This is a genomic window from Sedimenticola selenatireducens DSM 17993 (assembly GCF_000428045.1).
Classification (GTDB): Bacteria; Pseudomonadota; Gammaproteobacteria; order Chromatiales; family Chromatiaceae; genus Sedimenticola; species Sedimenticola selenatireducens.
Genome location: NZ_ATZE01000036.1, coordinates 1 through 14646, shown reverse-complemented (window position 1 = coordinate 14646; position 14646 = coordinate 1). Strand labels below are relative to the sequence as shown.

General features: G+C 50.2%; 13 protein-coding genes and 1 pseudogene. 3 read left to right on the top strand and 11 right to left on the bottom strand.

Annotation, left to right across the window (positions count from 1 at the left end):
- The 10 genes and pseudogenes from A3GO_RS0118490 to A3GO_RS24500 all read right to left on the bottom strand — a co-directional run.
- Positions 1-234: helix-turn-helix domain-containing protein (locus tag A3GO_RS0118490; protein WP_157606875.1), on the bottom strand; the 234-nt coding region annotated here is incomplete at its 3' end.
- A 211-nt stretch (positions 235-445) separates the two neighbouring features.
- Positions 446-760 (bottom strand): annotated as a pseudogene (locus tag A3GO_RS0118485) (DUF4372 domain-containing protein); the annotation flags it as partial.
- 312 nt (positions 761-1072) lie between these two features.
- Entirely contained in the window at positions 1073-1885 is an 813-nt protein-coding gene (locus A3GO_RS24520) for a chlorite dismutase family protein (RefSeq protein ID WP_051302626.1), read from the bottom strand.
- A 208-nt stretch (positions 1886-2093) separates the two neighbouring features.
- On the bottom strand, positions 2094-2675 hold the full coding sequence (locus tag A3GO_RS24515; RefSeq protein ID WP_051302625.1) for a NapC/NirT family cytochrome c: 582 nt from the start codon (positions 2673-2675) through the stop codon (positions 2094-2096).
- 53 nt (positions 2676-2728) lie between these two features.
- The gene (locus tag A3GO_RS24510; protein WP_037375986.1) at positions 2729-3397 is read right to left on the bottom strand and encodes a molecular chaperone TorD family protein; all 669 of its coding nucleotides are present in this window, start codon (positions 3395-3397) and stop codon (positions 2729-2731) included.
- A gap of 52 nt (positions 3398-3449) precedes the next feature.
- Complete coding sequence (locus A3GO_RS0118465) at positions 3450-4193, bottom strand: cytochrome c family protein (RefSeq protein ID WP_051302621.1); 744 nt, start codon at positions 4191-4193, stop codon at positions 3450-3452.
- Positions 4194-4267: 74 nt separating this feature from the next.
- Positions 4268-5275, bottom strand: a complete 1008-nt coding sequence (locus tag A3GO_RS0118460; protein ID WP_029134664.1) for a 4Fe-4S dicluster domain-containing protein — start codon at positions 5273-5275, stop codon at positions 4268-4270.
- Between the two features lie 68 nt (positions 5276-5343).
- Complete coding sequence (locus A3GO_RS24505; protein WP_037375984.1) at positions 5344-8145, bottom strand: molybdopterin-dependent oxidoreductase; 2802 nt, start codon at positions 8143-8145, stop codon at positions 5344-5346.
- A 732-nt stretch (positions 8146-8877) separates the two neighbouring features.
- Complete coding sequence (locus A3GO_RS0118450; protein ID WP_029134663.1) at positions 8878-10077, bottom strand: cytochrome b N-terminal domain-containing protein; 1200 nt, start codon at positions 10075-10077, stop codon at positions 8878-8880.
- 271 nt (positions 10078-10348) lie between these two features.
- Positions 10349-10708, bottom strand: coding sequence for an IS30 family transposase (locus A3GO_RS24500; RefSeq protein ID WP_051302619.1), 360 nt, complete (start codon positions 10706-10708; stop codon positions 10349-10351).
- Between the two features lie 729 nt (positions 10709-11437).
- Between A3GO_RS24500 and A3GO_RS0118440 the strand changes: the two genes are divergently transcribed.
- Positions 11438-12139, top strand: coding sequence for a response regulator transcription factor (locus tag A3GO_RS0118440; protein WP_029134662.1), 702 nt, complete (start codon positions 11438-11440; stop codon positions 12137-12139).
- A gap of 116 nt (positions 12140-12255) precedes the next feature.
- Positions 12256-13710, top strand: a complete 1455-nt coding sequence (locus tag A3GO_RS0118435) for a sensor histidine kinase (RefSeq protein WP_029134661.1) — start codon at positions 12256-12258, stop codon at positions 13708-13710.
- A 3-nt stretch (positions 13711-13713) separates the two neighbouring features.
- Here A3GO_RS0118435 and A3GO_RS0118430 read toward each other — a convergent pair whose 3' ends face one another.
- The gene (locus A3GO_RS0118430; RefSeq protein ID WP_211245105.1) at positions 13714-14178 is read right to left on the bottom strand and encodes a DUF4118 domain-containing protein; all 465 of its coding nucleotides are present in this window, start codon (positions 14176-14178) and stop codon (positions 13714-13716) included.
- Between the two features lie 234 nt (positions 14179-14412).
- Between A3GO_RS0118430 and A3GO_RS0118425 the strand changes: the two genes are divergently transcribed.
- The coding region (locus A3GO_RS0118425) for a helix-turn-helix domain-containing protein (RefSeq protein ID WP_157606875.1) at positions 14413-14646 on the top strand (234 nt) is incomplete at its 3' end.

Sequence of the window (14646 nt, the reverse complement as noted above, 5' to 3'; positions counted from 1 at the left end):
GTCCTTTTCAATACCGGCCAGACCAAACTCTTGGTAACGATCACGCCAGCGCCCCACCTTTTGTCGGCTGATGCCCAGCTCTTCGGCGATCTCGCCGTTGGTCTTCTTCTGTGCAGCCAACAGCACGATTCTTGATCGTTCCGCCAATCTGACCGATGTGGAACGAGAGCGGGAAAGTCGCTCCAGTAATTCACGCTCTTCGTCTTTGAGCTCAATATCAACTGCAACCCGCATAATGTTTTTCCAGAACCAAGAAACAGCCCTTATTTTACATTAAATACGGCGGGGTACACTAGTTTGACAGAACGCCAGTAAGTTCGTAACCGTCCGGCGACTTTTTGTGATAACTCTTCATGCCCCGTAAATGACCACTTGGATTCACACCAGATACACCCACAAAATGCCTACCGAATAACACAAAATGACTTTTTTACGCCGGACGGTTACGAGCAAGGAGCTTGCCGACCAACTGCTCATACAAGGTATAGGGTTGTTGCTCGTTGATACGGGCCAGAGAGGAACGGCTGACCAGTGCGACGCCCAAATGATAAAGCTTGGCAGCCTGTGCAGAGAGGTTGCTGACCATGTCACGCAGGCTGGAGCGGCCCGATAGCTGTGCTGTCGCCATGGCGACGAACTGGGACCGGCGGGTCATTTTGCGGAGTTTTCGGCCCGCATGGTGCTGGTTTGCCAGGACCTCGAATTCATGTCGCGGAACCAATTTGAGTAATTGAGAAAATACGGTATTATTATGAGCCAAGGCCCGATTTCCTTTTTTGTTGATCAATGACTTGTTGTCGCGATTTCATTGTATCAAAACAAGTTGGTTATCAGGCCTTTTCGTTAAGCATTTATGGGACAGCAGTGACCGGATATCTATATTTTGTCGTCCACACCAGATGGTACTTACAATCCCATACCGTGTAGCTCCCTTTCTTGTATGCTTCCATTTCCCGAGCATATCCTATACCCCGCCATCCGTCGCCTAAAGGCGAGGGGTTTACAGATCCCTATCGGGGACTCTAAAAAGCCCCCGGCTTTTGCCGGGGGAACTTACCTTGCCTTGAACTCACTATTTGGAAATGGCTTCCACGACATCGGTAACCGACATGATTGTTCCCATCACGATGGGATCGCCATAACGCGTGTTGTAGAGCATCTCCGATACGGAATGCAACGCGATATTGAGATTGTTGAAGGCAACCAGATCAGAGGTCTCGAAGTAGGTTATGAAGTCAGTGTCATCAAGCCCTGTGGAATGGTAGAGCTTGCGCTTGACATTAACCAGGTACGGCAATGTTGGGATTGTGTGATCTTCCATCATTGCGAGTTTTTCCTTTTCGGTCTTATTCCACCATTCGGGGCTCTTGTCGATAGGAATCACGAACGCGTATTTAGGCGCATCTGCCGAGTAGGACGTGCTTTTCAGTGCATTCAGAAGATTGGGCGACTTTTCCTTGGTTGTATGATTAAGACCTTTAGTGACACCGATGAGGGCCAAGGTTGCTTTTGAGTTCCGGCCCAGACTCGTGGCCGAGAAATCAGTTAGAAACGCCTGCGCGGCAGCTGGTTCATAAGCATGCATCCGCAGGAGAAAGTCTGATTCACTCTTAAAACCCCGCGTAAGGTACGCCTGAACAAAGACCGAGTCGCTGTGCTTCTTGACTACGGCCTCAACTTCGGCGGCTGCTTTGCTGCGGTCAGCCATGCTTATTTGATAGTAGCTCGGCTGCACCTTAAAGGTATTGTACAAACCATATACATTCGTTTCGCTCAAAATCTTGGCCGGATCTACCATCATCTTATCGGCCGCGACGGCAAGTGTTGCCATGCCCATCAGTCCGATCCCGACAATTGCCGTAAGGATTCGCTTTGATTTGTTCACAGTGTTATCTCCTTCTCTATATCGTAAAGCTAGGTTATTTAAAGATTCCAGGATCACCCCGGTGGCTAAAAATCTAACTGGCGTAAAACACCAATCACACTGATGCATTTACTTATCTCTCCGTTTGCCTGGGCCTCCTGGTGTTGCTGTCATGACGGAGTCTTCTGTGCCTATTGAGACATTCCCTTTGTTACGCGTCATAATTTTGTTAACCTCCATTCGCTTCGGGATCATAAAATTTGGAAATATCCTTGTGAGCGATACCCTTGTGACAGTCAATGCATGTATCGCCATTTGCCAAACCCTTGCGATGCCGGCGCTTGGCGGTCGGCTTCTGTGCATCCGAAGACATTGCCTCCCAACTGTGACAGTTCCGGCACTCTCTGGAGTCATTTGACTTCATGGTTGCCCACACTCTGTTGGCCAAGTACAACCGTCGTTCTTCGAATTTCTCTGGAGTATCGATAGTACCCATCAACTTGTGGTAGATTTCACCGCTTGCCTGCACCTTACGTACGACCTTATGCATCCAGTCCTTGGGCACATGACAATCAGCGCATGTGGCACGGACACCCGTCCTGTTGGAAAAATGGATACTATGGGTATACTCGCGATAGACTGTCTGCTCCATTTCATGACAACTGATACAAAATTCCAGTGTATTAGTTGCCTCCATGGCGGTATTGAAACCGCCCCAAAATATTATTCCCGCAAAAACGAATACCACTGCGCCAAGAACCGTAGTACCACCGAACCATCCAATTCTTCTAGTCAAACCTGGCAATTTCATTTCAACTTTTCTCTTCTCAATCTATGGTACGCAGTAACGGAATCTGATATTCCTTAACGCTGTGCGGACCGCGTTTCAATATCTGGATCAATCTTCCTGAGGTATTCCAGATCAGCCTCAACGAATCTGGCCAGCAAATCCGTTAAACCTATATAGAAGGTACCTATGTTACGCTTGTATACCTCTTTCTGTAGATGAGGCATCCAAGGTGCCAGATGACGTTCTAGAAAATCACGCTGCGCCATAATGTACGGGGTTTTATCGATCCCATCCTGGGATTGCTTCAATGCTAGGAATTGCATGAATTCCAGCTCGGCTGTAATCCGGTCTTCTAACTCATGAAGCTCTTCGCTAACCTCCAAACCAAAATTGCTATAGAAATCCTTGAGTTCCAGCAACAAGTCCGATTTACCACCACGTTGCACATAACTCCCCTCATAAAGTGAGACGCTACGCTTCGGAAGATCCGTTTCAAACGCAGTCAGATAAAGTGCTTCAAACTCTTCGTAATTCACCGTCATCTTGAGTGCTGGGGCAAGCGTCACCTGAAAGGCCTCCATAATCTCAGGCGCCGCTTTATCTATTGCCGCCCCAAGCTCCGCAACAAAACTTCCATCATTCCAGAATTCATGCAATGTTGTATCTGGATACGTAAATCCGAGCGCCAGCATTCCATACAAACTTGCGCGCCCTTCCTGTTGTCCACTAACCGATTCGTTCATCGTTCTTGCTCCTAATTACCCGCATTTCAGGACAGGGATCCACTCATCCCGATCAATAGTCATTTGGATCGATGGCATTTTTTTGCAATTCATCCCGCAGAGCCGGCGCTTCTCCTTGGAATACACCGATAAGCTTGAAATGCTCATGGATAGACTTAATCCCATTCTCACCGCTGTGCATCACTGACTTGATGAAATCAAACTTATATTTTTCATCCAATGTCGGCGTGAAAGGCGTGAAAGGAGGATGAGTACCGCTGTAGTCGGAACCTTCGTAATTGAGATGACACGCCACACACTTGGCTTCGTAATCATAGTTCTGGCCCGCAGCGATCAAGACTTTTCGATCGGTATATTCACCCTCACGTTTAAGTTTGTTCTCCGCCTCGCCATGTTGCTCACGGAATATGCTACCTGCTCCGTGACAAGCCTCACAGGTCACCCCCCGCAGTGCTTTAGCCAAGCCACCGGGTAAATCCGTGTTATAGCCACCGGGCTCGCCGTAGCCTGTGGTGTGACAACCGATGCAGTTGGTATCGTTGGTGTAGTCCTTGGTTGGGTCGAGACTTGCCAGTTGTTTAGCTTCTGATTTTACCTTGGGCTTGAGGGAGTCGAAGGCCTTCGCATGCACTGTCTCCTCGAAGGTTTCACCCTGGAGGTCATGGCACTTGATACAGACCTCCTTGCCTTCATAGGTTGCAGCCAGGTCGGCCGAATGAATTGGCTGGCTGAGCAGAAGGGCACCTGACAAAAGAGCGAAATAAATTATGCCAGATAGATTGGTATTAATATGCATCGTAAAAACCTCTTGCGTATTGATGCCGTGGAAATTGAGGTGGGGCCAACAACAACCCCACCCCGTAATCATCCTCAGGTCATTGGAGAAATCATCATTGAATCACTCAACTCACCAATCATGGTGTCCATAAGCTTGGAACCTTGGCCGGCAATCTTCTTTGCACGCTCAGCCTTCAGCACCGCAAGCACGCCACCGACCTCAGGCCCGAATAAACCTTGCAGTACATCCAATGGCATTTTCTGCGTCATCATCATATTGCCATTTTCATCTTGCATAGCCGGCCCCACGAAGGGTGGAATGTAGAGCACATTAGGCTTGGTTCCGAATTCAGGATGCATTGGTATAGCCACCTTCCAGACGTTGGCAAGCTTGTATACAGAGCTCTCCACATCATCAATGAAGCCAACATGCATTGCGCGGCCCACACACTGAGCAACGCAGGCTGGAGCTACTCCCTTTTCGATTCTGGGGAAGCAGCCGATGCATTTATTCGCCTTCTGGTCAGTTTCATTGAAATACACCTTGCCGTAAGGGCAGGCCTTGATGCAATCCTGCGCACCCTTACATTTCTCCAGATTAACAATGTTCAGTCCATCCTCTGCACGCTTATAGATAGCGTCATTTGGGCAGGCTTCCAGACACGCTGGATTCTCACAGTGGTTACACATGCGTGGCAAATACTGGAATATATTGTTTGGGTATTCACCGACACCTTGTTCCTCATCCCAGTTCGGCGACCAGCGTGGTTCAGGGCTCGGTTTCACCCGGCCCTTCTTGCCCTCGAACAGGCGCGCGGCATAGTCGAACTCAAACGGCACGCCGTATTCATCCAAGGTCGGCCGGTGGCCATCTTTCTGTAGCATGCCATTCTTATATCCGCCGCCCTTATTCTGCCAGTTTCTTGGATATCCCAGACCGGGGGTAGTTTCTACGTTACGCCAGTACATAAACTCCTGACCTGGCGCCGTGGACCACAATTTCTTGCAGGCCACGGTACACGTCTGACAGCCAATACATTTGTTGAGATCAACAATGTAAGTCAACTGACGCATCGGGGTTGTAAGCATCTTGTTTGACATAATTTATAATCCTCATACGGGGTTAGCAGCAGGTGCTGATAACCGGATATTGCTTAATCACACAGTTTTCAGACGGTGACAGAACCCGTGTAGCGACGTACCTCGACCCGTGCATCGCGCTGAACACCACCCGGCCCGTAGTAATTGGGCTTGAACGTAAGGTGTGCGTAGTTGCCGACCAGGGCCGTGGGGTTTATGCGCACCGGCAACGGGCTCTGTGAATTCCCCCCTCCGAGCAAGTCCACGTATAGCTCGGGTTCATGATGCATACTTACCCGGCCTGACTGTTCACCATTACGGATCTTGCACCGCACCACCACCCGGCCATGATCGTTGAAGACCTCTACCCAGTCGTTGTCCTTGATTCCACGAGCCTTGGCATCGACCGGTGAAATCTCGCACGACGGACCGCCTCGCTGCAGACGCTGTTGCAGAACATTGTCCTTCCAGGTCGAATGAATAGAGTAACGACTGTGTGGCGTGTTGAAGCGTAATGGATACTGATCTGCATCAACAGGAGCCTTGTATACAGGAAATTCAACACCCAAATCGAAAAATGTCGGGTGGTCTATGTAGAACTGTTCACGTCCGGTCAGCGTCGGCCACGGCTTCTTTTTCTGGATAAAGTGTTGAAGCGGCGTGTATGGAACACCTTCCTTCATAGGTGAAGTCCAGTTGCTCTTGAAACGCTGTGGCCCCTCCTTGCGAATCATCTCCAGGGTCATGCCCTGTGTCTGAGGCGCATTATCCAGAATGAACTGACAAGCCTGTTCATCGGTCGCCAGCTTTCCACCATCAGTCTGTTGATCATGGAGCTTGGTGAGATCGCGCGCTATATTGAACTTCTCATCAAAATACTTTGTGAAGCCTTTTTTCTTCGCGACCTCACCCACCTTCTTGGATAGCAGGGCAAAAATCTCCCAGTCCGGTTTTGATTCCCACAGCGGAGCAATAGCTGGCTCGGTCATATGTATAAAGGAGTGCTCCTCGGTCATACTGAGGTCGGTCTTTTCATACCAATGTGCACTTGGCAATACCACATCCGAATAAAGCGCAGTGGAATCCATGCGGAAATTCATATCCACTGTCAAATTCATTTTTGGCCACAGGTTGCGTAATACATAATCGAGTCCCTTGGCATTATTCAACCAATTGCCTCGATAGCAGATAAAGACCTTGGGGTCACGCCCATTCTGCGGGTACAGTGGCATCTGTCCGGTTTGTAATGATTCACGGAGATATTTCGCGGTATCAATATTTTCATTCTCCATCGCATCATAGACATTGCCGTGATAGTAGGTCCAGATGGTGGTCTGACAAAAGCGATGCTTTTTAGGGCTGTGAGGGAACGAAAGCTTAACAACGCCCAGCAAGGGAGTAGGCTTCCACTGACCCACATAGTGATTGACGCCTGTTCCGTTGTAACCTTCGTTGCCGGTCATTGCACACAACAAGATGAATGAGCGCAGAACCGTATCACTCCAGTACCAGTGGTTTGTGCCACCACCGGTGATGATCATTGATGGCTTGTTCATGGCGAAATCACGCGCCATTTGAATGATAACGCTAGGCGCCACACCGGTGATCTTCGAAACATTTTCCGGTGTGTACTCGTTCAGTTTGGGCTTGTAAGCCTCGAATACCGGCTGAACATTTACCTGCACACCATCCACAAGCTTAACCTTGAAGGTACCTTCAAGGGCCGGATCCAGATCACCCAGGTCAAGATGGCCATCGGGAAAAACAAACGTATTACGACCCATGAATCCCGGCTGGATTTTGGCTTTCGTCTCCGGCTGCTCGCCCCAGCTACCTTTCATCAATACCGGTTTATTTGTCTTGGTGTCCCAGGTATAGAACTTCTCCTCTGAGCCACCTTCCACCATATCGGCCTCACGCAGATACATTTTGGTATCGGTACGAATCAGGAACGGCAGATCTGTCTGTTCTTTCAGATTATGCTCGTCGTAGAGTTTTTCCTTGACAATCACGTTCACCATGCTCAAAGCCAATGCAGCATCAGTTCCCGGCTTTATTGGAACAAACACGTCCGCCTTGGTGGCCGTGGAATTGAAATCGGGGGAAATGACATACATCTTGCTGCCGTTCAATACGGCTTCCTGAAGGAAGTGCGCATCGGGAATACGGGTCGAGGCGCTGTTAGCGCCCCACATCAGGATTGTTCGACCGTTATACCAATCGGCGGTTTCGCAGGTATCACCCTGTAGACCCTGGACCTGCGTCTGCCCGGTAGGATGGTCGCCGTACCAGTCAAAAAAGGTGTGCGTATGACCACCAATAAAGGATGCAAAGCGATGCCCGGCTGCGAAAGAGACTGGGGCAACTGCCGGTACCGGAGTGAATACGCTGATGCAGTCGGAAGCGTCATTTTTAATGGTATCGACAATTCCATTTGCGACATATTCAAGCGCTTCATCCCAGGAAACACGACGCCACTTGCCTTCGCCCCGTTCGCCTACACGGATCAGCGGATACTTGATGCGGTGGGGGCCATACTGATAGTCGACGGCACACTCGCCCTTGTTGCAGCCACGCGGATTGTATTCGGGAACCCCGCTTAGCTTCGGCATATCCTTCGATTGCTCTTCACGCATCACCACACCATTCTTGGTGTAGACAAAATGCGGGCAAGAACCTGTACAGTTGAGCAAGTGTGTGCCGCGGGTCTTTTTGTCCCAGGACCACTGCTCACGATGGAAATTCTCCCATCCCGTATAGTCATGCTGCATCATTGGATCCTTGGTCTGCGCCAGCGTGCGCATCACTATGGATCCATTTACAAGCATCCCAAGGGATACTTGCCCCATGGCTTTCAAAAAACCGCGACGTGTTGAACCGAACTTGTTCATTATTCAATCTCCCAGTGCCACATTATTACTCGGGTGCGGATTTCTAAATCACGCCCGAATACCGTCATGCAAACAACAAATGACAATCAGGATGCCCCACCTTGCAAACATCTAACAAAATACAAAGCAACTGAAGCATCATTCGAAACACGCGGATAGTGTGGGCTTGGGAATCCGATATGGCCAATCACAAACCCGTGAGCTCACGACTTCGTGAACCAACCTAGCGTTAAACTGAGAAATATGAACTCAACAGGAATCACCCAGCGTCCGGGGCTGGGAATATTGGCTACCGGATTGGTTACAAAAGCATCTATTGAAGATTACTGTTGACCTTGCTGAGGAACTTAATGCTTCTGGCGTATACGAGTAGACTCACTTGCACCCCTGCATCTATAGAAATAGTGGGATAGGGCTTGACCTTTTCATGGACCGTAGTGAGCCAATAACGTTGTCACTAACTATTTGAAGCGACGAGAAATATCAAGGGCAACAAATAGTCTCCGAAGTTTCACTGAAACCCTTACTGGCGCGATAGTTGGCATTCAAGCCACCATACGCAAAAGGAGCGAGACGAAAGTATTTTGCCGGGAGTGGTGAGGAGTTGACCAAAGCCTGGAAAAATCCTTGGACAAGGCCGCATTGACAATCAACCTCCGCGCGTCCGAGAAGGCTCCGAGGCGTTGCTGTCGATCTCGATTTAGCCATCGGCAACATATTGTAAGCGCTCAACTACCTTGACACGGGCCGCGGCTTCCTCGTCGTACGCTCGGACCATTTCTGGGGAAAGTAGTAGTGCTTGACCAGCCATTCCGGATCGTCATTGAGCGGTATGGCTGTCCTGTCTTTGAAAAAAACCGGTGGTTTCCCCATTCTGTTTCCCCTCGCAACATTGTGACACGAACTGCAGCCCATTACGGGAGCCACGTGAACCTGTGAGTACAATCCTCCGAACGCGGCCGTCGCAAGGCCCGCGACTGCAACTGCCACAACCCCCGCTCGCACCTTCCCGGAACGCGCCAATCCCGCGCGACGCCCCCTGGAAACCGAAGAGTCGACGGCCATTGCATGATCCTCCTTCTTCGTCCTGCTTCGCTCCTTCCCGGCGTGGAACGGGAGAATAACCAAGCCGACCAAGAGTACGACAGGCAGGAGGAACCCCCAGGCGAACGCTGCATTTTCGCCGTGGCCGAGGTAGGGTGTGACGAGAATCAGGAACATCCATTCCGGAACCGGGATCCCTTCGCCCTCGAACGGCCTCGGAACGACGAAGGGGTCCGAGGTCGGCATGGGCACGAAAACCGTCAGAGCGGCGGCCGCGGCGAGAAACGGCAGGGAAAGAAGGCTATGTTTGAAAAGGTAGGCACTCACCCCGCCCGTGCGTCTGCGTACAACGACGAGGTGCATATCCAGCAGGAAGAGAGTAATGACCGGCAGGATCACCACATGGGCCACGAAATTCCTGCTCAGCGTAAAGGTTCCCACCAGGAATTCCTCGAAGACCGAACCGACGAGGGGAATGGCACCGAAATAGTTCGAGAGCATTTCCATCGTCCAGTAGGCCCTCCACTCCCACGGAAGAACGAACCCCGTCAGCAGGAGAAGTCCCAGCACCACTGTCAAGAGAACCCCGGCAACCCACAAGGTCCGGATTCTCTTGGTCGTCACAAGAAAATCCCTTCTGACGAGGCTTCTCAACGCATGTACGAAGATGGCACTGAACAGCAGTAAGGCACTCCATCGATGAGCGTCTCTGACCCACGCGCCGATGGCGGGAAAATCACTGTAGAGCTCCTTTATGCTGTCGTAGGCCCCGACCAGGGTGGGCTCATAGAACAGAGAAAGAAGAATCCCCGTCATCCCCTCGACGAACAGAAAAACCAGAGCCAATCCACCGAAGTAATTCCGCCAATGGACGCGTTCAATTTTCATTGCAATCCTGAGTAGAGTATAGGCTCGACTTCCTGTACGAACTCACCACCGCGTTCGAAAACCACTACGCCGCTCAACTACGACGTTACCACCAGGACGGTGATCAATCTCACAGGATCTGTTTGAGGACTTCAACAACGAGCTGGCAACCTTCTAATCTCAAAACCTCACCAACACCGGCAGGGAAGCCAGTCATTACACTCGCGTTCTGCGCCGCGGGAGGCACCATCAAATAGCGTGAACATAACCACATCGATTATCGTGATCACGCTCAGCTTTTGCCTTTGGGCAGATACTGGCGAATCAGGCCGTTCATGTTTTCATTCAATCCTCGCTCCCAGGAATGGTATGGATGAGCGAAGTAACCGCTTGCATCGAGAGCACTTGCGATCTCTCTGTGATGCGCAAACTCCTTACCATTGTCATAGGTGATGGTGTGAACATAAACTGCATGGGGCTGGAGCACTCCAATAATGGCCTTTTTGACAGCCTTGGCTGATTTGTCGGGAGACAGCGCCAGGATGCACTGTCGTGTCTTGCGTTCGGCCAGGGTGACCAACACGGCGCCACCCGGTTGTCCGATCACAGCATCGGCCTCCCAGTCACCGATACGAGAGCGCCGTTCAACCACTGCGGGCCGTTCGTCAATGCAGACCCGCCTTTGATCTGTCCACGACGATCATAGCTGCCGTAGCGCTTCCTGCGCGGCTTCTGGCAGCGCAGGTATTTGTAAAGATGACCACCTGACCACCGTGACGTTTGTCGGCACAGACATACTGGTAGATCCAAAGCAACCGAAGCATTATTTGAAACACGCGGATAGTGTGGGCTTGGGAATTCGATATGGCCAATCACAAACCCGTGAGTTCACGTCTTCGTGAACAAACCTAGCGTTAGACTGGGAAATAGGCACCCCCAGGAATCTCCCGGTGCCGGGTTTGAATTACTGGCTGCCAATTGGTTACAGTAGCATCTACTGCTGACCTTGCTGATGAACTTAATGCGCCGGACGCATATAGTCGGGTCACTCCCCCTGCGTCTATGTAATAGCGATAACGGGATAGAGCTTGACCTTTTCCGAGTCCGCAGCAGATAAGTATTGATCTTTGTCAACGTTCTCGACATTGGACACTAGTGCAAACCACTACACGCAAGCTATGATACAACTCAATTCAAGGCCGTTAATAAATTAAGTCGTGTCTTGTAGGAGAATAAGGGGTCATCAGTGATATTCAGACGGCCTGCATCATCAGATTTAGATTTCTCGACTGGAAAGAGATGCGCCTCACAGAATGTAATGATTCCCTATACCTAATTCTTTTACCGGAGTAATTTTCGCGAACGCGTAGGAACCAATATAATGACCTTAGATCGCCTTCTTCTGATCGATGATGATGTCCACCTGATCCAGGCATTGGCGGAACAGCTTGAACGCTGGGATTATAACGTCTTTACCGAAACAACTGCGAAGGGGGGGCATGAACGAGTGCTGAATGAATCCTTTGACGCTATATGTCTCGATTTGGACCTACCCGATGGCGATGGACTCGATATCTGCCGTTCAATGCGAAGGCGTGGTTTTAACACACCCGTCATCATGTTGACCGCTTCTGACACCGATGAAGATACAATCCGTGGACTAGGAGCTGGAGCGAATGATTACATCGTGAAACCGTTTCGCTTCAGCGTGCTACTAGCCCGGTTACGCGCACAGATCCGCCAACATCAACAACACGATGATGTAACGCTGAATTTTGGACCCTACACGTTCAAACCGACGGACAAGTATTTGGCAAACGTCAACGGACAACGTGTTCGCCTGACTGAAAAGGAATCGGCAATACTTAAACACCTCTATCGTAAAGGAACTCTCGTCAGCCGTGATGAGCTTCTCGGTGCTGTCTGGGGTTACAGCGCGGAGATCTCAACGCATACTCTGGAGACCCACATTTACCGACTGCGCCAAAAGATCGAGCCTTCCGATGGCAGCCGACGCCTCCTGATTACGGAACCAGGTGGATACCGACTTGACGGTGAGGTCCGCACCGCGCGACGCGCCTGAGTGCAACCTTTACTGCACCAACCCGACTGAACGAATATCATTGAAAACTATCATTGGTAAGCAACTGCCGCTGTTCAGAGCCACTAACCGCGACATTCATCCTTGGGATTTTTCTTATGATACGGACTGAGACACAGCCGACCCAGGATGCCGAGGCAGAAAATAAGCCTGCGAAGACAATATTGCAAGTAAAGGGTGCTAACCTACTGGAAGATAGCCTTTCAGCTCGCGTTATTCTTTTTTCACTGCTAGTGATTCTTCTTGTCACCTCACTGATGACACTCCCCCTCATTTCCCACTACAGCACCACTTGGCTGGAAGAACGTGTAGCTGCCGCTTATCTCATCTCAATTTCACTCGAAGCATCACCCAACGGTTTGATCGATACTTCTCTACAGAACCGCTTGTTAAAGCAGGCAAACGTACTCGGCATTACTGTTCGCAAATCAGATAACAGCATCCTGATGTTGGGACCAAACATGCCGCTGGTCCATAACGTGTACTATGACCTACGCAATTCCAGTATCCCTTCAATGCTGGGCATGATGCTGCAGACCGCCATAAGCCCAGGCAATAAAGTAATTCATATCGCCGGTGATCCTCATGGGGAAAACGCTATCCTAGTGGAGATAGATGTGGGATGCCATGATCTTTTTTGGCAGTCAATGGAAAATACCAAACGCGCCATCGGTACCGCGCTTTTTACAGCGCTACTGGTATCGATCTCCTTCTATGGATTTCTTCAGATCGCTGTAGTGCGTAGACTGCAGCGGTTAACCAGCATAATCCTGGATTTCCGCCGCGCACCCGCTGATGCCAGTCGAAGCAATATTTGCAGTGGCAGGGTTGATGAGATTGGTATAGCCGAAGAGGCATTCAGGCAGATGCAGAATGACATTCGTGCCGCCCTAATATATCGGACACGCCTGGCTGCCATCGGAATGGCAGTAACAAAAATTCAGCATGATCTGCGCGGCACACTCTCCTCGGTGATGTTGGCATCGGATACGCTTGAAACAAGTTCTGACCCAGAGGTCCAAAGAATATTACCCGGACTGTTAGCGGCTATTGATCGATCGGTGGAGCTATGTCGAAGCTCCATGTCCTTTGCCCAGGACGGGGTCCTCGATCTCAACCCACACAGATTTCTCTTGTCTACTCTGATTGACGAGCTTTTTAAAGAATGTCATGTAAAACCACCCTATGAGCTGATTAACCAAGTATCGCAGGAGCTACATGTAGTTGCCGACAGGGTACAACTCTACCGAGCGGTCAGCAACCTGATAAGAAATGCATTGGAAGCTGGCGCCGATCAAGTTATCGTTTCCACATTCATCAAGGAAGACATGCTTGAACTGGATGTTGCTGATAACGGTCCAGGTATATCTGGAAAGATAATAAGCCGGCTGTTTACACCTTTTATGTCATCAACAAAATTTGGCAGTTCAGGTTTGGGGCTGTCCATTGCAAGGGAGATTGCCATGGTACATGGTGGGGACGTTAACCTTGTTGTCTCGGGACCGGGTAGAACAGTGTTCTGTATCCGGCTTCCACTCCCTATCGACTATTAATTCTTATCCGTCGTTTTTAGCCTGCCGGCAGTGCTGATTTGTTTCCCGTGAGAATGGATGTGTTTTTGTTTTCGATTCAACTTCCTCAATCAGCATTAGATAACGGCTGTTTGCAGAATGCATCGCATCGATAACCAGACAGATAATGATTTCGGTGACAAGGTAAAAACAGAGCAGCACCCAATCCTCGGCTACAAATTCAAAAACCGGGTGCGTCCAGAATATCGTAGACGCAAGTACCGCCCCACATGCAGCGACCATGATGCCAGGCCCCAGTCCACCGATGAGTGCCGCCAGCGCTGTTGCTGGAAAAAAAGTAATAAAGGGTGCTGCGGCACTTGTCGCTTCTGAAGTGATCATCAGTCGCAACAAAACCGCACCCACCACCAAGGCTAAGCCTATCAGATAGTGATTAAGACTACCGAGCGACTCCCTTCGCCGAACACCAAACAGCGGATAACGCATCATCACCCTCCAACTTCCACGCAGCACACTCGACTGTAACAGAAAGCCGGCTTTATCCATAGGACTGGACTGACTGTGCATACCTCTACTTGCGGTCCCGGGCGATACCAAACACATTTCGTGTGTTCCGGCACCTGAACCTTCTGACTAGATCAGTCAACTCAACAACCACCGGCTAGTGTACCCCGCCGTATTTAATGTAAAATAAGGGCTGTTTCTTGGTTCTGGAAAAACATTATGCGGGTTGCAGTTGATATTGAGCTCAAAGACGAAGAGCGTGAATTACTGGAGCGACTTTCCCGCTCTCGTTCCACATCGGTCAGATTGGCGGAACGATCAAGAATCGTGCTGTTGGCTGCACAGAAGAAGACCAACGGCGAGATCGCCGAAGAGCTGGGCATCAGCCGACAAAAGGTGGGGCGCTGGCGTGATCGTTACCAAGAGTTTGGTCTGGCCGGTATTGAAAAGGAC